Below are 19,209 nucleotides of genomic sequence, written 5' to 3' on the forward strand. Positions count from 1 at the left end.
ACGCCACCCCTCTCCCTCATTTCGCGCCCGCCCGATGTGGTCGCGTCCGCGTCCCCCCCGTACCACGTGCACGTCTCCACCCCCGCGGCGAGGGCGGACAGGTCGGCCTCCGTGGTGGACTCCAGGCCGCCCTGCGGTACGACGTACAGGTGCCCCTCTGCGGAGTTGGTGCCGATGAGCAGATCGACGCCGGCGGCCGGACCGTCGGCGAGGCTGTCGGCCGGCTGGGCGGGCAGGACCAGGCCGAACGGGCTGAGCCCGGCCAGCGGGTCCGTCGCGGTACGGGTGCGCAGATCGAGGCCGGCCAGTGCGGGCAGGACCGCGAGGAAGTGCTCGTCCGGGACCGGGGCGAACGCTTCGGCGGTCGGCTCGACGCCCAGCGCGGCCGCCGCCGCGGCGGTCACCCGCCCCGCCTGCTCCGGGGTGAACGCACCGGTGCCGGTGCCACTCTGCATGACCGCCCGGCGGAACAGGCCGCCTGCCTCCGGTGCCGCGAGCAGCGCGCCGGTGAGCGTGGCGCCCGCCGACTGGCCGAAGACCGTGACGTTGCCGGGGTCGCCGCCGAACACCGCGATCGTCGCCTGCACCCAGCTGAGCGCGGCGAGCACATCGAGCAGCCCGCGGTTGGGCGGGGCACCCGCCAGATCGAGGAACCCGGGGATGCCGAGTCGGTAGTTCACCGTCACCAGCACGACGCCGTCGCGGACGAAGGCGCTGCCGTCGTGGAGCGCGGCGCGGCTCGACCCGGTGACGAACCCGCCACCGTGCACGAAGACCATGACGGGGCGTCTGGCGCCGTCAGCGGCAGGCGTGTGCACATCGACGGTCAGGTACTCGTCGCCGGGCACCCAGCCCGGACCGAAGTAGGGGGACATGTCGAGCCGGCCGAAGTCGCGGGACGGCTGCGGAGCCGTGGGCGCGGGCCGCGTGGCGTCCCGTACACCGGCCCAGCCCGGGTGGGGGTCCGGCGGTGCGAAACGGCCGGCGCCGGTCGGCGCCGCAGCGTAGGGGAGGGCGCGGTAGCGCTCACCGGATCCGTCACGGACGCCGCGCACGGTGCCCGCGGGGGTTTCGGCCAACGGTTCTGTCTGCTGGAGCACGGGAGACTCTTCCTCTCGGGTGGGGGACCTCTCGGGTGGCGGGATCAGGACATACGGGAGAAGGCGGCCCACTCCTTGACCGTGAACCTCGACCCGTCGCGGGCGACCTGCGCGGCGCCGTGGCCGCCGAAGTGCGCGGGGAAGACCAGCGCGTTGTCGTCGGCGGCATTTCCGAGCAGCCGGTGCCGGGTGGCCCGGGACTGTGCCGGATCCTCACAGAAGCAGGAGTTGGTCCCGGGCTCGGCGATCTGCAGCGCGGTATGCACGAGATCTCCGACGAAAAGGGCCCGGTCGCTGCCGGAGCGCAGGGTGAGCACGGACGAGCCGGGGGTGTGCCCGGGAGCGAGATCAAGACGCAGGTTCTTGTCGATCCGGTACGTCTCCTCCCACAGCCGGGTGAGTCCCGCCCGGTGGACGGGTGTGACACTGTCCTCGAAGACGTTCTGGTTCCCGCGGCCCAGTACGGACGTGTTCTCGTTGGCCGGGTTCCAGAAGTCGAAGTCCCGACGGTTCATCAGATACGTGGCGTTGGGGAAGGTCGGCACCCAGTCCCGGCCGTCGAGGCGGGTGTTCCAGCCGACATGATCGACATGCAGATGGGTGTTGATCACAATGTCGATGTCCTCGGGCCGCAGCCCGGCAGCGGCGAGCCGGCCGAGGTAGTCCGTGTCCAGCCGGCTCCACACCAGTGCGTAGGGGCGGTCCTTGTGGTTGCCCACACCGGTATCGACAAGAATGGTGCGCCCCTCGCTGCGCAGCAGCCAGGACTGGATCGCCGAATGGCACTCGTCCGTCGCCGGGTGCCAGAAGTCGGGTGCCAGCCAGTCGAGGTTCCCCTCCCACGAACTGTGGGAGCTGTCCGGGAAGAACTGTGCCGGGGACATCCCGACCGGGCCGTAGAACTCCTTGATACGGGTGACGGTGACGTCGCCAAGGATGAGCTGCTCCGGGTTCTGATCCATACGTCTGTCCTCGGGTCCGGGGGATGTGACCGAATGAGACCGAGCCTGGGACCGCGGACCGCCACGCACCACTCCCGGCTTGTCCTACCCCTCGCAGGGTGTGGCCGGGATCCGGCCGCGCACGAATACTGGGGTCATGAGCGATCCCGGCCCACTCGGCGTCTTCCTCCAAGCCCGGCGGGCGCGGCTGCGCCCCGCGGATGTCGGCCTGCGCGACCTCGGGCCCCGCAGACGGGTGGCCGGACTCCGGCGCGAGGAACTGGCCCAACTGGCCGGCGTCAGCGTCTCGTACTACACACGGCTGGAGCAGGGCCTGTCCCGCGGGGCCTCGGCCGAGGTACTCGACGCGATCGCCCGCGCTCTGCTGCTCGACGACCATGAGCGCGAGCACGTCGGCCGGCTCGCCGGCGCCGCCCGCCACACGCCCCGGGTGCGCCGCCCGCGCCCCGAGAGGCTCGCCGGCGAAACCCGCGACCTCCTCCGCGCCGTCGACGGCGTCCCGGCGCTCGTGCTCGGCCGCCGTACGGACGTACTGGCCTGGAACACCCTGGGCCACGCCCTGCTGGCCGGCCACCTGGACCCGCTCGGCCCGCAGGACCCGGCGCGGCGCCCGAACATGACCCGCATGCTGTTCCTGGACCCGCACTGCCGGGAGCTGTACGCGAACTGGAAGCCCAAGGCCCGCGCAGTGGTCGGCAACCTGCGCATCGCCGTCGGCAGACACCCGGACGACCCGCTGCTCGCGGAGCTGATCGGCGAACTGACCATGAAGAGCCCGGAGTTCGTCGCCCTGTGGGCGGACCACCGGGTGACGCCCTGCGACGCCGCCTCCTACGAGCTGCACCACCCCGTCGTCGGCAGGGTGACGGTCACACAGCAGACACTCTCCATCGCCCGTTCACCGGACCAGATGCTCATCGTGTGCACCACCCCCGCCGGATCCTCGTCCGGCCAGGCCCTCACGCTGCTCCGGCAGATGAGCGGCAGCCGGGCCCCGCACACGGACAACGACGGCCCGGGCGCCGTCGCCACCGCGAGGGCGGCCCGGCAGGACTGAGGCAGTGCGGTGAAACCGCACGATGACCACGGAGCCCTCAACGGCCCACGACAACCCCAACCCACGGGCAGTCAGGGACAGTCAGTCCCCGAAGCCCATTGTGGAAAAAGGTATTTCGTGACCTCTCGAAGGGGTCGCTACGGTCGGATTCATGGATAGGAATTTTCGGACGGCCGAAGAACTCACGACCGCCCTGCGTGCCGGTGAAGTGACCTCGGAAGAACTGACCGACCAGGCGATCGCCCGTATCGAGCGGGAGGACAAAGCGGTCAACGCGATCTGCGTGCCGGACTTCGACCGTGCACGGGAGGCCGCGAGCCGCGCCGACCGGGCCCGCGCCCGCGGTGAGGACCGGCCCCTGCTCGGTATCCCGGTAACGGTCAAGGAGTGCTACAACATCGCCGGGCTGCCCACGACCTGGGGCATGCCGCCCCACCGCGGCCATCTGCCGGCCGAGGACGCGGTGCAGGTGTCCCGGCTCAGGAACGCGGGCGCGGTGGTGCTCGGCAAGACCAATGTGCCTTTTGGGCTGCAGGACATACAGAGCTTCAACGACATGTACGGGACCACCAACAACCCGTGGGATCACAGTCGTACGCCGGGCGGCTCGTCCGGTGGATCGGCGGCGGCCCTGGCGTCCGGATTCGGCGCCCTGTCCATCGGCTCCGACCTCGCAGGCTCGTTGCGCACCCCCGCGCACTTCTGCGGCATCTACGCCCACAAGCCGACGCTCGGCCTGGCGGCGCCCCGCGGCATGACGCCCCCCGGCACGCCGGCGCTGCCGGCCGACCTCGACCTCGCCGTCGTCGGCCCGATGGCACGCAGCGCCCGCGACCTCACGCTTCTGCTCGATGTCATGGCCGGACCGGACCCCCTGACGCTCGGTGTGGCACACGAGGTGAGACTGCCACCCGCACGTCACGACCAGCTCCACGGCTTCCGGGTCCTGGTCCTCGACCAGCACCCGTTGATCCCGACCGGGTCCGCTGTGCAGGCGGGCGTGAACCGGGTGGCCGACGCGCTCCTGGACGGCGGCGCACGTGTGGAGCGGCGGAGTCCGCTCCTGCCAGACCTGGCCGAAGCCGCCGTCCTCTATACACAGTTGCTGTTCTCAAGCTCCGTCGCACGCTTTCCCGTCGGCTCGTACGAGCAGCTGCGGGCCAGGGCCGCCGCACTGAGCGCCGACGACCGGAGCCTGGAAGCCGCACGGCAGCGGGCCATGGTCTTCACCCACCACGACTGGCTCCAGGCGGACAGCCGCCGCGAACTCCACCGGCAGGCCTGGCGGCGGCTCTTCACCGAGTTCGACGCCGTGGTGTGTCCCGTCACGCCCACCCCCGCCTTCCCGCACGACCACAACCCCGCAGTGGACAAACGCCGGATCGACATCGACGGCGTCGATTACCCGTACTTCGACCAGCTCGTCTGGGCCGGTCTGCCCACCATGCCCGGCCTGCCCGCCACCGCCATACCGACGGGCGTGTCTCCCGGGGGACTCCCGGTGGGAGTGCAGCTCGTCGGCCCGATGCACGAGGACCGCACCCCGCTGCGCCTTGGCGAACTGCTCGAAGAGAGGATCGGAGGATTCCAGGCACCGGGGCCGGCTGCCCGGCCCTGACCAGGACCGTGCCTGGCGGGCAGCGTGTTCTCCACTCTGCCGCGATGCGCCCGGGACATCACCAGGCTGTACTCGTCAACGCCAGTCCGACCATGAGCCCGAAATAGGCGAGAACCGCCGGCAGACAAATGAGGAGCAGAAGCCGGCCGGCCAGGATGGCCCACAACGCCACACCCCGGCCGTCCTTCGCCGGCAGCCGGCGGCCCCGGAAGCGGGGCGCCGGCTATGGGCCGCGGGATGTGCGTCATGGCGGCGCGAATGGAGACAGAGGTAAGTGACGGCCCGCGATCCCCATATCGAAGTTGCGGGGGAGCCGGACGGTGCGCAGCATGGTGAGCAGTGGATCCCCCCTCCCTCTGCCGTCCGATGGCCCGGCCGGTCGGCCCGCGGAAGGTCGTCGGCGCGGGGAATCGAGCGGGCTGCACAGGCGGAGCTGCCGCACCGCAGGCGATGTCCGGCTCGGACGACGGGGGCGCCACGGAAGATCGGTCACGCCCTGAGGTGTCCGACACCGCAGAGCAAAGGGACTGCCGATATGGACACCAGGCAAACCCAGTAAGCCGCACCCCCCTGGTCCCGGTTACGCGTCGAGGACTGGGGAGATACCGGAGGTACCCGGGAGGCGCTGCACGTGCGGGCCCAGAACGTCGGCAAGTTACGACTGGCACACACCCGTTCTCCACCACTGGTGGCCGGTGACTCTCTACCCCAGCCCGCAGGGGCCGACCACCTCCGCTGTTCGATCTCTGTGGACCGGCCGGGAAGAGGGCCGCCGCTCACGGGCCGCACACACCAGCCGACCGATAGACGCCACTCCCAGAGGAAGGTCTGCCCGATGCCTGAGGAAAGTTTCCCCGCCCCCGAGTCCGGAATGCTTCTCAGCTACTTCCTCACCGTCGCTGACGTGCCCCGCTCACGGACCTTCTACACCGAGGTCTTGGGCGGAGAACTGGTACTGGCCGAGAACCCGTGCACCGTCCGGCTTGCGAACAGCTGGCTCATCATGAATCCGGGTGGTGGTCCCACTCCGGACAAGCCCGGGATTACTCTGCATCCGCCGGATGACCGGAGTGCTGCGACATGTTTTCTCAATATTCGTGTGGCTGACATTCAGGCTGTTTATGAGGAGTGGAGCGCGAGGGGGGCGGATTTCATTACCGAGCCGATTGACCGGAAAGCGGAGATTCGCTGTTATCTCCGTGACCCTGACGGCTATCTGATCGAGCTGGGGCAGGCCACTGGCATGCTCCGTGGTATCTATGCTGACCCCGCTCCCGAGCCCGGAGCGGCACACGATTGAGCAGCGGGCGGCGGTCTTGGCCAGTCGGCAATCGACGCCGGGGTGAGCTTGTGGGCTCAGCCCAGTGTGTCCATGAGGGCAGTGATGTAGGCGTCGAGCCGTTCCTCCAGTGCCCGCGTCGTCAGCTCTGTCCTGCCGGCCTCCTGCCACGGCCGCGCCACCTGCCGCACTTCTTCCGAGCTTGCCAGCGCGTCCCGTACCTGCCAGTACAGCCGGTCGCCCCGCGCTGCGGCCAGTACCCCGCCGGCCTCCTCGTACGCCTCGGTGAACCGCAGACCCCACGCGGGGCCGTGCAGCAGTGCGAGAACGGTCGAGCAGTGCGCCACATCGAGATCCACCGGGCCCCAGGAGGCCGCCGCCCAGTCGACGACCCCGGTGATCGGGGCATCGGCCGAGGGTGAGGTCGGCTGCTCGAACAGCACGTTGCCGGGCTGGAAGTCCCGGTGCAGGAACCGCCCTTCGTACGGCGGCGCGGGCTTGCGGATCACGTCGATCGCCGCAGCCCATAGCCTCGCGTCGGCGCCCCTGGGAACGACGACGGTGTCGGCGGTCGTCAACGCCACGTACTCGGGGGGCGGTTCGGCGGGACGTAGCGCATGGATCGCCACGAGCTGGCGGGCCAGCCGGGGGATGCGGGTCTCCAGTCCCTCGTCGCCCAGGACCGTGCGGCCTGCCAGATGGGTCATCAGGAGCGAGGGATACGCACAGTGCGCTGCGCTCGAATCGACCGCGACCAGTCCGGGAGCCGGCACATCGGTCCCGGTGAGCAGGGTCAGGGCGCCGGCCTCCCGCCCCAGCCAGTCCACGGCGTGCTGCACGGAGCCCGGGTCGGTGAAGCTCCGCAGGACCAGGTGACGGGTGGCTCCGCTGCGCGTGGTGATGGTCAGCCTCCGCACGTCGGCTGTGATGCCGCCGTGCAGAGGCTCGGCTCGGACGATCCGCTCGCCGGTCTCCAGGTGCCGGTTCGCCCAGGCCAGGGTTTCCGGGCGGACGGCGGCCGCCTCATCGTGGTGGGTCATCCCGCCACCTCACCATCGGGGCGGCGGCCCGCGCAAAGGCCTTTTCTGCGGGGGCGGGGGGAGCCGACGGGGCGGGTCTCCGGGGCTGCGGCTACTTCCGGACGGGGCACACCCCCGGGGAGGCAACCGTGTTGTACTGCGGGGCCGCCTGCGCCGTCGTCACGTTCTTGCTGCCGAGCTGGTTGAGGATCTCGTCGGAGAGGAGATCCTGCTGGCCCTTGAGGGCGTCGGCGACGCCGGTGTCCTTCGGGAAGACCATCTCCGCCGCGATGTTGTCCTGCACGATGCGGGCCAGATTGTCGAGCGCGGTGAAGACCGGGTCCGCCGGCGGCTCCAGGCCGGGCAGGTCGATCAGGTGGGTGGCGACCTTCGCCGCGTTCATGCAGTCCTTGATGATGATGGTGTTCTGGTTGAGCACGCTGGTGGTCCACTGTGAGATCACCACGCAGTACAGATCGGCCCAGGCCGTCTCGCCGACCTTGGCACGCCAGGTCTTCATGGTGTCCTGCACGCCCTTGATCTGGGCCTGTGAGGCATGTTCCATGTTGGTGCGGATGGCCGGGTAGACGCTGGCGGAGAACTGCTCGAACGACGCCATGTCGAAGTGCTTCGCGGCGACCGATGCCTTGATGAACGCCAGGGCGCCGTCGAGGATCGCGGCGCATGACGTCTGCAACGCGGCCGGCAGTCCGGCGGACGGCAGGTTCTGGCGGGCGGTGGAGAGCTTGGCGGCGTACGCCTTCAGCGGCTCGATCCACGCGGTGGACGTGTCGTCGTTGTAGGCGACCATCATCAGGTCGTGCGGGTCGATGCGCTCCGCGTTCGGCAGGTTCGGGATCTTGTCCGCGAGGTATGAGGCGATCACCGAGAAGACGCCGAGCGGGGTGTGGGCGATGGACTTCGCCAGCTCGAAGGTCTGGGCCACCGGGTTGACGGACTCCTGCCCGTCTTTGGTGACAAGCGTGAACCGGCCGCCCTTGGCGTCGTTCTGCACGACGACCACCGGGGAGAGATGCTTGATCAACTCGGCTTTCAGCGTCGCGTAGTTGGTGCGCATGCCCGCGTTGACGACGAACATCGACTCGCGGGCCTGCTCCTGGGTGACCGCAGCGGTGGTCACGGTGCCCGCCGTCGAGGTGTTCGCGGCACTCGGGGCTGCCGAGTAGCCGAGCAGGGCGGCAGTTCCGACTCCCGTAGCGCTGCCTATGAATCCTCTGCGCGTAGCCATCTTCGTTTTCTCCATGGGGATATCGAGTACGGATTGCTGGAGTGCGGGGGGCTCTGAGACATGGGGGAACCTTCAGTTGGGGGGATGGGGGGGATGGGGGGGATGGGGGGAACGGGGGGACTTGGGGGGCGAGGGGTGCCGTGGGGAGAGAGCGTGCGAGTTCCCTCCCCACCGCGTACAGAGGGCTGGGCGTTACTTGAGATCGCGTTACTTGAGATCGCGTTGCTTGGGCACCACGACGCCGAAGCGGTCCTGGACGGTGGCGAGCGCGGCCTCGTGCACCTGGGCGGCGGGGATGCCGCGGGGGTTGCCCTTGAGGGGGAGAGGGCGGGTCGCCGAAGCGTCGCCGATCACGGTCGGGCGGTAGCCGTTGTAGACGGCGCCCTCGGTGGTGAACAGGGTGCACATGTGGGTCATGAAGCCGGCGATGATGACGTTCTTGCGGCCGGTCCTCTTGAGTTCCGCGTTGAGGTTCGTGTCGTGGAAACCGTTGGGGACGGCCTTCTCGACGACGGTCTCGCCCTTGGCCGGCTTGAGTGCGGGGATGATCCGGCCCGCTTTCGACTTGAGGTCGTAGCCCTTCTCCACGATGTGGATGACCGGGGTGTGCGCCTTGCGGGCCCGGTCGAGGAGAGCCTTGGTGTTCTTGACCGCTTCGCGCCAGCCGGTGAGCTCCATCGTGCCCCCGGTGTAGACGTTCTGATAGTCGACCAGGACCAGCGTGGCGTCCGAGAGCTTCGCCGGGGTCTCGTCCTGTTTCGTCAGCTGCCGCAGCGTGGTCGTGTCCTTGGCGTAGTCCTTCTCGTGGCTCTTCCGGGGGCTGCTCTGGTCGTGCCGGCCGTGGCCGTCGGCGCGGGTGGCGGCTTCGGAGCTTCCGCCGCACGCTGTCATGGTGGCGGCGAGGACGGTGGCCGCGCCCAGTGCGGCGGCCGGGCGGAGCAGCTTGGGCTTCATCGGGTGATCTCCTTCTGCGTCGCGACCACGACTCCGTACAGGTCCGCGATGGTGGCGAGGGCGCTGTAGTGGACCTGGCAGGCGTCGAGGTCGGTGCCCGCGACCGGAAGTGAGCGAGTGGCGGTGGCCTCGGCGACGACGGTGGGACGGTTGCCGTTCAGGAATGCGCCTTGGGCGGTGAACGTCACGCACATGTGGGTCATCCAGCCCGCGATGATGACGTCCTGGCCCTCCTTGAGGTGGGTGTCCAGGTCGGTGCCGACGAAGGCGTTCGGGGCCTGCTTCACGACGACGGGTTCGTCCTCGAAGGGCGCGACCCGGGGGTGGATCCGGCCGATCTCGGCTCGGATGTCGTACGGGGTGCCCTCGCCACCGTCGTTGATGACGTGCACGACCTTGGTGCCGGCCTCGCGGGCCCGTGCCAGCAGCTGCGCGGCGGCGTCGAGGGACTTCTCCCAGCCGTCGAGTTCCATGACTCCCTGGGTGTAGGTGTTCTGGAAGTCGATGAGGATCAGCGTCGAGCCGGCCAGCTTCGCGGGCGCCTGGTCGAAGCCGTTGAGCTCGCGCAGCGTGGTTCGGGACATGGGTGTACCGCCTTAGGAATTACGGGGGAGGGAGGCAGTCCGGGGTGTTCCGTCGGGCTGCGTCAGTAACGCTATGGACCCAGCGCTACGTCGGCAATGACGTCTAACATGCAGATACCGACACACCGACCGCGGCCTGTCGGCCAGACTCAGGGGGCCCCGTGCCAAACACAGTCACCGGCACCGGCATGGGTGCGGGCAGGCGGCTGATCGTCATCGTGCTCTTCGAGGGCGTCGACCTGCTCGACGTCACCGGCCCGCCGGAGGTGTTCTCACTCGCCCTGCGCGAGACCGACGAGGCGGCGGGCTACCAGGTCGTACTCGCCGCGGAGAACAGGGGACCGGTCACCACGGGCGCGGGCGTACGCATCCTGCCCGATGTCACTTTCCAGGAGGTGGCGGAGGGCGGGATCGACACGCTCATCGTGCCCGGGGCGGTGGAGGTCGATGGGGCGGGACGGGTGCATCCGCTGGTCGACCCGGCGCTCGTGGCCTGGGTGAAGGTGCTCGCCGCTCGGGCGCACCGGGTCACGTCCGTGTGTGTGGGGGCGCATCTGCTGGCCGCTGCCGGGCTCCTCGACGGCAAGCGCGCCACCACCCACTGGTCGACCGCGCGACAACTGGCCGCCGATCACCCGGCGGTGCGGGTCGATGCCGATCCGATCTTCATCCGCGAGGGCCAGGTGTGGACGGGTGCGGGGATCAGTGCCTGTCTGGATCTGTCGCTGGCGCTGATCGCGGACGATCTCGGTGAGGCGGTCGCTCTGCGGGTGGCCCGCCAGCTGGTGATGTACCTCAAACGCCCCAGCGGGCAGAGCCAGTTCAGCGTCCCGCTGGAGCAGGTCTCCACGACGCGCCGTATCGAGGACCTGCGTCACCACATCCTGCGCCGCATCGCGGAACCGCTGACGGTCGTCGATCTGGCCGAGTACGCGCACGTGAGCGACCGGCACCTCACCCGCCTGTTCAAGACCGAACTGGGCCTGACCCCGCACGCGTACATCGAGTCCGTCCGCGTGGAGAAGGCCCGCCATGAGCTGGAGTCCTCCGACGCCACGCTGGAACGCGTCGCCGCCGTCTGCGGGTTCGGGACGGTGGACACGCTGGTACGTGCGTTCAGGCGCCGCCTGAACACGACACCGACGGAGTACCGGCGCCGGTTCCGGGTGCCCTTGGCACCGTGATACCGGGCGGTTTCGGCGCCACGGCACGAGGGGGACGGCTCGGACTCGGCGGCCGGGGGAAGGGGATCCGGCGCGGCTGGGTTCAGCGCTGTGGTCCGGGGGGTGTGAGCAGTGCAGCGAGGCGGTGGGTGTCTGTGAGATAGCGGTCGTAGGGAAAGCCTGCCCCGAGAAGGGCGGACCGGAGTTCTTCTTCCAGTGGTTTGCCTTCGGCCTGGAAGGTGTTCTGGCCTGTCGGTGTGAGGGAGACCAGGCGCCGGCGCCGGTGGGCGGGGTCGGTGTTGATCGTTACGTAGCCTTCCGCCTCCAGCGGGCGCAGGGCGCGGCTGATGGCGGGATCGGACAGAGAGAGGGCTCCGGCGAGCTCGTGCTGGGTAGCCGGCTGGATCTCTTCGAGGGTGCCAAGGAGCCGTAGCTGGCTGGGCGTGAGGCGCTGTTCGGGGCCGGAGCGGCGCCGGGCTGCGTCGTTCATCAGCATGACTACGCGGTAGAGGAGTTCTGCCAGTCCTTCGTCCATGGGTTCACCCTACCGGATACTTGCAACGTTAATATTAACCATGCAACACTCAAGGCCATGGACACTCTCCCCTACGCGGTGCGGACCGCGTTTCCGCTTCTCTTCATGCTGGTGCCCGCTCTCGGAGCGCTGCTGAGCTGCCGCCGCCGCGACCCGGGCCGGCCGGCGGCGGAAATCTGGCAGCGCTGGTGGGCCGTCGGCGCCCTCGGCATCGGCAGCCTGTGGATCACGCTGTCGTTCTTGGCGGTCCCGCAGGCCATGGCCGACACCATCGGCTTCGCCCACTCGCCGTTCCAGTTCGAGATCGCCTTCGCCAACCTCGGCCTTGCCGTGCTGGGTTTCCGAGGCGCGTCCGCGTCGCCGCGCGAGCGCCTCACGAGCGGGCTGGCGGCCGCCGCGTTTCTGTGGGGGGCGGTGATCGGCCACGTCTACCAGTGGTTCGCCCACGGCGACCACGCCGCGGGGAACACGGGCGGCATCCTGGCCAACGACGTCCTCATTCCCGCCGTCATGATCGCCCTGGCAGCCCGCGACCTCCGCCGCACAGGTTCCGGCCACGGCCGGGCCACCCGCCGTCCGGCAGTCTGACGGCTGCCGGACTCCGCCTGCCGGATCTTGCTTACCGGGCAGGCGGCGTCGTACTCCGAGGCGGGGAAGCCCCTCCAAGAACTCCCGACTGAATGAGCGTTCCAGCGAGAAGTCGGTCTCCCGGTGGAGTGCGCCGGCTCGGGCGGATGTTTCCAGCCCCTCGGCAAGGGCTGCCGGGTCAGCGCCGGGCAGCAGGTCCACTGAAAGGCAGGTCCCCTGAAACCACTCGTGTGGCAGGGCAACTTCTTGGTTTGAGATGTTGCGAATGGGGCCTGGTGGGGGAGTACCTGTCTTATGACACTGAGCCGTCGGTCCTTCATACGTTCAACAACTGCTGTTTCGGGTGCTGTTCTTGTATCGGGAGGGGGTGTCGCACGGGCTGAGGTTCCGTTGCGTCGGGCCGTTGCCCCTGCGGGCAGCGGAGCGCCGGCCGACTGGATGGGAGGCTTGCCCGACGGGTTGTCCCTGCTGCGGATGACCATCCCGGGTACCCACGATTCGTGCTGTACCGACCCTGCCAAGGGCACCGAGTGGTCACACACCCAGAACTGGGGGATCACCGAACAGCTCCAGCGGGGCATCCGGTTTCTGGATCTACGGGCGAACGGTCTCGAGGGGCATCTCGACGACTCGTTCGGGATGTACCACGCGGGGTTCTACCAGGGCATCACCTTCGATGAAGTGCTGGATCAGTGCAAGGACTTCCTGCGACAGCATCCGGGGGAGACGGTCGTGGTCCGGTTGAAGAAGGAGAGTGGTACGGACAACGACGTGGGCGCGCGTTTCAAGGATGTCCTGAACGTGTATCTCGACGCCAAGGGGTGGCGTCCGTCGTTTCTCCTGACGGACCGTGTGCCGTCGCTCGGTGAGGCGCGTGGCCGGATTGTTCTGATCGCCCAGTTCGACAATGACTGGCCGATTCTGCAGTGGCCCGGCGGGGACAACGATTTCCTGTCCAACCAGTGGTTCTCGCTCCAGGACATCTACCAGGGCCTGTCGCGCCCGTCTGCGAAGACGGGGAAGGTGATCCAACAGTTCGACAACGTGTCCGGGGACCAGGATTCGGGTTTGATGTATATCAACTTCACCAGTTACGCGGGTGGTGGCTGGCCCAAGGTCAACGCGGACGCGATCATGCCCGGGGTGCAGAGCTATCTGAATGCCCGCCTGGCGGACCGTACGCATCTGGGCATCGTTCCCATGGACTTCCCTGACTTCCACTCGGACACACTGCGCACTCTCATCGACTGGAACTGGCACTGATGCTGGGTGCTGGGTGCTGGGTGCTGGGTGCTGGGACAGGTTCATCCATGGATCCTGCCCCTTGCCCGGTCCTCGCCGGGACCTGAGTGAGTTCGGTCTGTGATGGTCCCGGGTGGTGTTGCTCAGGTAGCTGGTAGGAGGCCCCATGTCTGGAGGCTGTACGGTCGGCCCTTTTCCTCTCCGTTGATCAGCGGAATGTCTAGCTGGCTGAAGCCGGTCGTGGTTGCCACGGCGATGCTCGCGTGGTTTTCGGCCTCCAATTCCAGGATCACTTGTCCCACTCCGAGTTGATCGAAGGCATATGCACTCATCAGCCGCACTGCTCGTGCAGCCAGCCCCTGGCCGCGGTGCGCCGGCCCGATTACGTAGCCGATTTCTGCGCCTCTGGGCACGCGCCGAAGCATCACCTCGCCAAGTGGCCTGTGGCCATCGAGGGTAATGGCGAGCAGGATCGTCGTGCCCTCGCCCCGCATCTGCCGGTCCCGTTCCAGTCGTGCGCGGGCGGCTGTGTCGTCGAAGGGTGAGACGATCGGTGTCCAGTACGCGATGTCGGGATGGTCGAACAGGTCCGGCATCGCGGCGAGGTCTGATTCTGTCCAGTCGCGCAGGACGAGACCTTCACCTGTGATTTCGATCCCTTCGGGAAAGGATGAGGGGGTACTGCTCATGGGGAGGTGGGTCCTCTCTGGATCCGGGAGCGGGCAGGGCAGGATAACCGGGGGATTCGTCGTCGGTTTACTGGATTCGCGTGTGCTCGCGCTCCTCCTCGCCGGTACAGCCCCAGCCGATGCCGGCGGTCCCTGTACAAGCACGGGAGCAGGGGCTTCAACCCGGCGGGCAGATGTGACACACGCAAGGCAGTCGTCCTGTCCGAGGCGACCGTCGCCCCGCACAAGCTCCGTTGTGATCTGGCTGCCGTCACCGCCGGGCACCAAACCCTTCTCGGACTGGCTGTGGACTGCCCCTCCACCAGCGTCGTCTGCGTGCCCGCCTCCTGACAGAGGTCCGGCCCCCCAGGCCCGAAAGTCGGCTGTCGGCGGGAGCCGTGCGGGAAGCAGTACGAGGCCACGGCGGATGGTTTCTGCTGCCTGATCTTCACGGGCCTGTCGGAGTCTTCCTCCGATCGTCGCCCAACGACAGCCTGGCCCCCGGATCCTTCCCAGGGGTTGTCGATGCTGTGGGCCTGCACCTGTCGGGCCGGGCGAACTCGCTGGTCGGGTGTATTTACCTCCGAGGGAATTGGTTCGATGTGGTGGTTGCCGCAGACTCCTGGTCATGACCAGTTACCGGATTCACACCGCCGATACCGCGTCCGAAGCCGCGAAGGAGCCGCTGACAGTCTTGCAGGGGGCCTTCGGGTTCGTTCCAGCCGCGGCGGGACTCATGGCGAACTCACCGGCGTTGTTGAACACCTTCTTCTCCGCGTTCGGGCACTTCCGCGGTGGCGGCACGTTCGGTCCGGACGAACGGCAGGTCCTGCTGCTGTCCAATGCGGTCGCCAACGGAAGTGAATGGGCAGTCGCCTTCCACACGCTGGAAGCGCTCGCGGACGGGGTCGATCCGGCCGTGGTCGAGGCCCTGCGCCGTGGCGATCTGCCCACCGATCCGCGCATGGCGGCGCTGTCGGCGCTCACCCGCGCCTTCATCGACAAGCGGGGCCGGCTCGATGAAGCGGACGTGGCGGCCTTCACGGCGGCCGGTTTCGGTGAGGAGCAGCTGTTCGAGGTGATCACCGGGGTGGCCATCTCCGCGATGACGAACTACACGGCGAACGTCGCCCGGCCACCGCTGGAGGCGGCGGTGCAGCCGCACGCGTGGACCACGGGATACTTGAGTGGTGTCTGAGGTCGGTCCGCTGTTGAAACACTGGAGGAGCGCCCGGCGGTTGAGCCAGCTGGCTCTGGCCGCCGAGGCGGCGGTGTCGATCCGCCATCTGTGCTTCCTCGAGACCGGCCGCGCGAATCCCAGCCGGGCCATGGTCCTCAAGCTCGCCGAGGTACTCGACGTACCCTTGCGCGAGCGCAACACGCTGCTGCTCAAGGCTGGTTTCGCGCCCGAATACCCGGAGTCCGAACTGGACGCGCCGTCGCTCGCCGCCGTCCGTGAGGCGCTCGATACCATCCTGGCGCAGCAGGAGCCCTTCCCGGCCCTGGTGATGGACCGCAGCTGGGACATCCGGCACACCAACACCGCAGCCCGCCGCTTCTTCGCCTTCCTCCAGCACGGGCAGGCGAGGACAGCTCCCGGCCCGGCGAACGTGCTGCGCCGGATGTTCCACCCCGACGGCGTCCGCCGACACGTAACGAACTGGCCGGAGGTTGCCGAGGCGCTGGTCCGGCGCGTGCGCCGGGAGGCGATCGGGGGCGTCACCGATGAGCGCGCCCAGAGGATCCTTGACGAGGTACTGGACTACCCCGGGGTGCCGATCTCGCTGCGGTCGCTCGACGCCTCCACACCGGTGCTGCCGATCGTGCCGATCCGGTACAAGCGCGCTGACCGGCGGTTCGACTTCTTCTCCACCGTGACAACGCTCGGGACACCGCAGGACGTGACGCTGCAGGAACTGCGCATCGAGTGCTTCTTCCCGATGAACGACGAAACTCGATTGCATGCACGTCAGTTCGCCGAGTCGGCGCAGCTCTGACCTCGTGGGTGCCGGACAGAACCCGCATGTGACCGTGACCCGTCCCGTTCCACACCCACCGCTCGACGTTTCCCCAGGTCAGACATCAAAGTCGGGCTGGAGTACTGGCCTCGGGTGTCCCCCTGGATACGGCGTCCGCTCTCTCCCCCCGGAAGGCGGTGAACCGACGCGGGAGGCCGGAGGACTGGAAGCCGCTGCTGGAAGAACTGGCCCGTCGCTATGGCCCGTGAGAGAGCTTGCCGACCGGGATGCCCTGAGGCAGCGCTCGCCGTCCGAGCCGTTGGAACTTGCCCAGCCGGCCCAACCGCACCATGTAGTTGCATTGCATTGCATTGCATTGCATTGCATTGCATTGCATCGGAGCGGGGCAGCAGTCTGCCCCGCTCCGAGCATGGTGTCGGCACACAGGTCCAGCGGAGGGGCGCACGCGGCAACTTGATCCCGCGCACTGCCCGGTCGTCGTCACTTCCCCGGCTCGGCCCCCGGCCGCGAGTGCCAGAGGCCGGTGGGGAGCGTCGCGCTGACCGACGTGCGGCAGTCCATTTTCTGTCGTCGGAAACGGTGAACGGCCCCGGTCGCGGAGGTGAATCCCGGGACCGGCGCCGTTCCGGGTCGCCGTCCGGATACGGAGTCCGGCATGCGGTCTCCGGACACGGGGCCCGGGCCGGGGATCCGGCTACGGATGGTCGCGGATCGCGGATCGCCGGTCGCGGTCAGCGCGAACGCTGCCCGGTGAGGAGGCGGTACAGCAGGAGCACGATCACCGAGCCGACGATCGCGGCAATCCACGTCGAGAGGTGGAAGAAGCCGTTGATGGAGTGCACGCCGAAGATCACCTTGCCGAGCCAGCCGCCGAGCAGACCGCCGACGATACCGATGAGCATCGTGACGAGGCAGCCGCCCGGGTCCTTGCCGGGCGTGAGTGCCTTGGCGATGGCGCCCGCGATGAGGCCGATGAGAATCCAGGCGATGATGCCCACGGTGTGCGTCCTTTGCTGTAGGTGGTGCCGGGGAAGGCCCGACGGGGGTTCGCCAGGTCTGCCCGCGGGGTGCTCCGCGCGGACGGCCGGCGACATACGGGTATCCGCTCGGGAGCACTCCACACCCGGCCAAGGTCCGGCGGCGCGTCGGACAGCTCGGTCCGGTGCTGTGGCGGCAGCCGGCCCCACCACGCCCGTACCATCTCCCTGCCTGACGCTCTCCCTTCCCGTTCGACCTGCTCGCGGGCCTGACGCGCCTCGCGTTCTCCCCTCTCCTCCACTGCCCTCTCTTCCACCTGGTAGGGCTTTTCGGCGTCGCTGGAGAAGACGGTGCCGAGCGCTTGTGCGCCGTCAGGCCTGAGCGGCCTCCTTCGAGATCCGGTCGAACTGTTCCGCCATAGCCGCTTGCAGGGCGTTCGCCGCCGACAGCGGGCGGACCATGACCGTGAACTCGTCGATCAGGCCCTCGCCGTTCACGTGCAGGAAGTCGGCGCCGCTGATCGAGCGGTCGCCGACGCGCGCCTCGAAGACGAGAACGTGGTCGCACCCGCTCGCGTCGTTGATCTCCCGGACGTAGTGGAAGTCCTCGAAGACGCGGGTCACCGCGCGCAGGATCGCCATCGTGATCGCCTTGCCCGGGTACGGCTTGAAGACGACTGGGCTGGTGAAGACGACGTCGTTGGCGAGCAGCGCCTCGATCGCCTCGTGGTCGTTCGCCTCCACGGCCTTGCGGAGTGCCTGCATGGCGACACCTTTCCTGATCCGGGCCCCGTTGAACCCATATGCAAATTGTTTAATAGGTGTGGATGAAAATAATCGCATCACTGTACGGTGTCCAGATGTCTTTGAAATACGCGGTGCTCGCGGCCCTCCTGGAGGGCGAGGCTTCGGGCTACGACCTGGCGAAGATCTTCGATGTGTCCGTCTCCAACTTCTGGGCCGCGACGCCCCAGCAGCTCTACCGCGAGCTGGAGCGACTCGCCGCCGACGGCCTGATCGAGGCCCGGCTCGTCCCGCAGGAACGCAGACCGAACAAACGGCTGTTCACGCTCACCGACGGCGGGCGTGCCAGCCTCGCCGCGTTCACCACCAAGGAACCGCGGCCCGTCGCCGTGCGCGACGAGCTGATGGTGAAGGTGCAGGCCGCGGACGCCGGAGACACGGCCGCCGTACGGACCCACATCGAGGAGCGCATGGCGTGGGCCACGGGCAAGCTGGCCCGGTACGAGCGCGTGCGCACCCACCTGCTGCAGGGCATGGCGGAAGAGGAATTCCTGCGGGACGGCGAGCGGGTCGGCCCCTACCTGACGCTGCTGCGCGGCATCTCCCTGGAGGAAGAGAACCTGCGGTGGGGCGAGCGCGCTCTGGAGATCCTCGACCTGCGCACGGCGAGGTCCGGCCGATGACGACCTACCCACCCGCGCTACGTGGCCCTCGTCGACAGCCAGACCGAGGTCTACGGCGTCGGCGATGACACGACCGGTCTGCGCGGCTGCGCCGACCGCCTCGCGAACGGCCCGCGGAGCTCGACCCCGGGATGCGGTACGCCAATCTGGCCGTGCGCGGCCGGCGGCTCGCCGGACAGGTGCGCGCCGAGCAGCTGCCGCTCGCGCTCGCCCTGCGCCCAGACCTGGCGACTGTCGTGGCCGGGTCAACAACCTGATGCGCCCCTCCTTCGACGCTGACGAAACCGCCGGGCACCTGGATTGGTTTTGTCCACGAGAACGAGGTTCTGGCTCAGGTTCTGTGATCCGTGCACGGTGAGTGACGGCCGAACTCCCTGCGGTGCCTGGGGAAGTTGCCTCAAAACGAGCAGTGGCAGGAACGAGTGGGCCGATAGTTCGGGGCTGTGAATGAGATCCTGCGTACAACCCGACGTCGTTGGTGAGTTCGAGGGCGATGCCGCCATCGACCGGGGCCGATGGCGGCACTCGGTACGCCTCACCCGGCTGCGCCTGGACCGCACACCGGAGTCGATGCCCGCCTTCCGCGCGGACTGAGAGCTGCCGGCAGGGTCAGGTGCAGCCCGCACGCGCAGGGACGGCCCCCATGCTGACCAAGATCAATGCCGGGCAGGGAGTGCAGCCCGCATGCGCAGGGACGGTCCATCTGGCACCAGTGTGCGTTCTCATTCATGGTGAAGCTGCGTCATCGGCCTGACCTGTGTGGATGCAGATGACTGAGAGATGCTGGGATGGACTTTAGGTAGCGCTT

At 68.4% G+C, this 19,209-nt stretch carries 20 protein-coding genes and 1 pseudogene; 11 read left to right on the forward strand and 10 right to left on the reverse strand.

The features are described from left to right. The coding region (locus tag ACFXBC_RS25890; RefSeq protein WP_385029082.1) for a carboxylesterase family protein at window positions 1-1,100 on the reverse strand (1,100 nt) is incomplete at its 3' end. A 44-nt stretch (window positions 1,101-1,144) separates the two neighbouring features. After that, entirely contained in the window at window positions 1,145-2,062 is a 918-nt protein-coding gene (locus ACFXBC_RS25895; protein ID WP_385029086.1) for an MBL fold metallo-hydrolase, read from the reverse strand. 136 nt (window positions 2,063-2,198) lie between these two features. Between ACFXBC_RS25895 and ACFXBC_RS25900 the strand changes: the two genes are divergently transcribed. From ACFXBC_RS25900 to ACFXBC_RS25910, 3 genes are all read left to right on the forward strand, one after another. Then, entirely contained in the window at window positions 2,199-3,119 is a 921-nt protein-coding gene (locus ACFXBC_RS25900) for a helix-turn-helix domain-containing protein (RefSeq protein ID WP_385029089.1), read from the forward strand. A 151-nt stretch (window positions 3,120-3,270) separates the two neighbouring features. After that, window positions 3,271-4,737, forward strand: a complete 1,467-nt coding sequence (locus ACFXBC_RS25905) for an amidase (RefSeq protein WP_385029092.1) — start codon at window positions 3,271-3,273, stop codon at window positions 4,735-4,737. Between the two features lie 835 nt (window positions 4,738-5,572). Beyond that, window positions 5,573-6,037, forward strand: coding sequence for a VOC family protein (locus tag ACFXBC_RS25910; RefSeq protein WP_385029095.1), 465 nt, complete (start codon window positions 5,573-5,575; stop codon window positions 6,035-6,037). A gap of 56 nt (window positions 6,038-6,093) precedes the next feature. Here ACFXBC_RS25910 and ACFXBC_RS25915 read toward each other — a convergent pair whose 3' ends face one another. The 4 genes from ACFXBC_RS25915 to ACFXBC_RS25930 form a co-directional block, all read right to left on the reverse strand. Continuing rightward, window positions 6,094-7,056 (reverse strand): phosphotransferase family protein, encoded by a 963-nt coding sequence (locus ACFXBC_RS25915; RefSeq protein WP_385029098.1) that lies wholly within the window; start codon window positions 7,054-7,056, stop codon window positions 6,094-6,096. Window positions 7,057-7,147: 91 nt separating this feature from the next. Continuing rightward, window positions 7,148-8,284 carry a hypothetical protein gene (locus tag ACFXBC_RS25920; protein WP_385029101.1) on the reverse strand — a complete coding sequence of 379 codons (1,137 nt, stop codon included), beginning with the start codon at window positions 8,282-8,284 and terminating at the stop codon, window positions 7,148-7,150. 207 nt (window positions 8,285-8,491) lie between these two features. Further along, window positions 8,492-9,238 carry an isochorismatase family protein gene (locus tag ACFXBC_RS25925; RefSeq protein ID WP_385029104.1) on the reverse strand — a complete coding sequence of 249 codons (747 nt, stop codon included), beginning with the start codon at window positions 9,236-9,238 and terminating at the stop codon, window positions 8,492-8,494. Next, window positions 9,235-9,822, reverse strand: coding sequence for an isochorismatase family protein (locus ACFXBC_RS25930; protein WP_385029108.1), 588 nt, complete (start codon window positions 9,820-9,822; stop codon window positions 9,235-9,237). Before ACFXBC_RS25930 ends, ACFXBC_RS25925 begins: the two co-directional genes overlap by 4 nt. 188 nt (window positions 9,823-10,010) lie before the next feature. Between ACFXBC_RS25930 and ACFXBC_RS25935 the strand changes: the two genes are divergently transcribed. Continuing rightward, window positions 10,011-11,006, forward strand: coding sequence for a GlxA family transcriptional regulator (locus ACFXBC_RS25935; protein ID WP_385029142.1), 996 nt, complete (start codon window positions 10,011-10,013; stop codon window positions 11,004-11,006). Between the two features lie 82 nt (window positions 11,007-11,088). Here ACFXBC_RS25935 and ACFXBC_RS25940 read toward each other — a convergent pair whose 3' ends face one another. After that, a complete protein-coding gene (locus ACFXBC_RS25940) occupies window positions 11,089-11,520 on the reverse strand; it encodes a MarR family winged helix-turn-helix transcriptional regulator (RefSeq protein WP_385029112.1) in 432 nt (143 codons plus the stop codon). 57 nt (window positions 11,521-11,577) lie between these two features. Between ACFXBC_RS25940 and ACFXBC_RS25945 the strand changes: the two genes are divergently transcribed. Next, a complete protein-coding gene (locus ACFXBC_RS25945; RefSeq protein WP_385029115.1) occupies window positions 11,578-12,108 on the forward strand; it encodes a DUF6790 family protein in 531 nt (176 codons plus the stop codon). Window positions 12,109-12,582: 474 nt separating this feature from the next. After that, window positions 12,583-13,371: a phosphatidylinositol-specific phospholipase C gene (locus ACFXBC_RS25950; protein ID WP_385029118.1), complete on the forward strand. Its 789-nt coding sequence runs from the start codon at window positions 12,583-12,585 to the stop codon at window positions 13,369-13,371. 122 nt (window positions 13,372-13,493) lie between these two features. Here the strand turns inward: ACFXBC_RS25950 and ACFXBC_RS25955 are convergent, their stop codons facing one another. Next, on the reverse strand, window positions 13,494-14,039 hold the full coding sequence (locus ACFXBC_RS25955; protein WP_385029121.1) for a GNAT family N-acetyltransferase: 546 nt from the start codon (window positions 14,037-14,039) through the stop codon (window positions 13,494-13,496). 607 nt (window positions 14,040-14,646) lie between these two features. Here ACFXBC_RS25955 and ACFXBC_RS25960 point away from each other — a divergent pair. Next, window positions 14,647-15,216, forward strand: a complete 570-nt coding sequence (locus ACFXBC_RS25960; protein ID WP_385029124.1) for a carboxymuconolactone decarboxylase family protein — start codon at window positions 14,647-14,649, stop codon at window positions 15,214-15,216. After that, window positions 15,209-16,015 (forward strand): helix-turn-helix domain-containing protein, encoded by an 807-nt coding sequence (locus ACFXBC_RS25965; protein ID WP_385029127.1) that lies wholly within the window; start codon window positions 15,209-15,211, stop codon window positions 16,013-16,015. The genes ACFXBC_RS25960 and ACFXBC_RS25965 overlap by 8 nt, the downstream gene beginning before the upstream one ends. 713 nt (window positions 16,016-16,728) lie before the next feature. Here ACFXBC_RS25965 and ACFXBC_RS25970 read toward each other — a convergent pair. Both ACFXBC_RS25970 and ACFXBC_RS25975 read right to left on the reverse strand, forming a co-directional pair. Further along, window positions 16,729-16,995 (reverse strand): GlsB/YeaQ/YmgE family stress response membrane protein, encoded by a 267-nt coding sequence (locus ACFXBC_RS25970; RefSeq protein WP_385029130.1) that lies wholly within the window; start codon window positions 16,993-16,995, stop codon window positions 16,729-16,731. Between the two features lie 351 nt (window positions 16,996-17,346). After that, window positions 17,347-17,739 carry a nuclear transport factor 2 family protein gene (locus ACFXBC_RS25975; RefSeq protein WP_385029133.1) on the reverse strand — a complete coding sequence of 131 codons (393 nt, stop codon included), beginning with the start codon at window positions 17,737-17,739 and terminating at the stop codon, window positions 17,347-17,349. 95 nt (window positions 17,740-17,834) lie between these two features. On the opposite strand from ACFXBC_RS25975, the gene ACFXBC_RS25980 reads away from it, so the two are divergent. From ACFXBC_RS25980 to ACFXBC_RS25990, 3 genes and pseudogenes are all read left to right on the forward strand, one after another. Beyond that, entirely contained in the window at window positions 17,835-18,401 is a 567-nt protein-coding gene (locus ACFXBC_RS25980; RefSeq protein WP_385029136.1) for a PadR family transcriptional regulator, read from the forward strand. Window positions 18,402-18,422: 21 nt separating this feature from the next. Beyond that, a pseudogene (locus tag ACFXBC_RS25985) lies at window positions 18,423-18,702 on the forward strand (GDSL-type esterase/lipase family protein); the annotation flags it as partial. 146 nt (window positions 18,703-18,848) lie between these two features. After that, on the forward strand, window positions 18,849-18,995 hold the full coding sequence (locus tag ACFXBC_RS25990; protein WP_385029139.1) for a hypothetical protein: 147 nt from the start codon (window positions 18,849-18,851) through the stop codon (window positions 18,993-18,995). Window positions 18,996-19,209: the final 214 nt, after the last annotated feature.

The sequence above is a fragment of the Streptomyces sp. NPDC059398 genome, from assembly GCF_042751845.1.
In the GTDB taxonomy this organism is placed as follows: Bacteria; Actinomycetota; Actinomycetes; order Streptomycetales; family Streptomycetaceae; genus Streptomyces.

Excerpts from the sequence above, each read along its gene's own strand:
- ACFXBC_RS25895 (WP_385029086.1), bottom strand. The coding sequence starts at position 2,062 with ATGGATCAGAACCCGGAGCAGCTCATCCTTGGCGACGTCACCGTCACC.
- ACFXBC_RS25900 (WP_385029089.1), top strand. The coding sequence starts at position 2,199 with ATGAGCGATCCCGGCCCACTCGGCGTCTTCCTCCAAGCCCGGCGGGCG.
- ACFXBC_RS25905 (WP_385029092.1), top strand. The coding sequence starts at position 3,271 with ATGGATAGGAATTTTCGGACGGCCGAAGAACTCACGACCGCCCTGCGT.
- ACFXBC_RS25910 (WP_385029095.1), top strand. The coding sequence starts at position 5,573 with ATGCCTGAGGAAAGTTTCCCCGCCCCCGAGTCCGGAATGCTTCTCAGC.
- ACFXBC_RS25915 (WP_385029098.1), bottom strand. The coding sequence starts at position 7,056 with ATGACCCACCACGATGAGGCGGCCGCCGTCCGCCCGGAAACCCTGGCC.
- ACFXBC_RS25920 (WP_385029101.1), bottom strand. The coding sequence starts at position 8,284 with ATGGCTACGCGCAGAGGATTCATAGGCAGCGCTACGGGAGTCGGAACT.
- ACFXBC_RS25925 (WP_385029104.1), bottom strand. The coding sequence starts at position 9,238 with ATGAAGCCCAAGCTGCTCCGCCCGGCCGCCGCACTGGGCGCGGCCACC.
- ACFXBC_RS25930 (WP_385029108.1), bottom strand. The coding sequence starts at position 9,822 with ATGTCCCGAACCACGCTGCGCGAGCTCAACGGCTTCGACCAGGCGCCC.
- ACFXBC_RS25935 (WP_385029142.1), top strand. The coding sequence starts at position 10,011 with ATGGGTGCGGGCAGGCGGCTGATCGTCATCGTGCTCTTCGAGGGCGTC.
- ACFXBC_RS25940 (WP_385029112.1), bottom strand. The coding sequence starts at position 11,520 with ATGGACGAAGGACTGGCAGAACTCCTCTACCGCGTAGTCATGCTGATG.
- ACFXBC_RS25945 (WP_385029115.1), top strand. The coding sequence starts at position 11,578 with ATGGACACTCTCCCCTACGCGGTGCGGACCGCGTTTCCGCTTCTCTTC.
- ACFXBC_RS25950 (WP_385029118.1), top strand. The coding sequence starts at position 12,583 with ATGACCATCCCGGGTACCCACGATTCGTGCTGTACCGACCCTGCCAAG.
- ACFXBC_RS25955 (WP_385029121.1), bottom strand. The coding sequence starts at position 14,039 with ATGAGCAGTACCCCCTCATCCTTTCCCGAAGGGATCGAAATCACAGGT.
- ACFXBC_RS25960 (WP_385029124.1), top strand. The coding sequence starts at position 14,647 with ATGACCAGTTACCGGATTCACACCGCCGATACCGCGTCCGAAGCCGCG.
- ACFXBC_RS25975 (WP_385029133.1), bottom strand. The coding sequence starts at position 17,739 with ATGCAGGCACTCCGCAAGGCCGTGGAGGCGAACGACCACGAGGCGATC.
- ACFXBC_RS25980 (WP_385029136.1), top strand. The coding sequence starts at position 17,835 with ATGTCTTTGAAATACGCGGTGCTCGCGGCCCTCCTGGAGGGCGAGGCT.
- ACFXBC_RS25990 (WP_385029139.1), top strand. The coding sequence starts at position 18,849 with ATGAGATCCTGCGTACAACCCGACGTCGTTGGTGAGTTCGAGGGCGAT.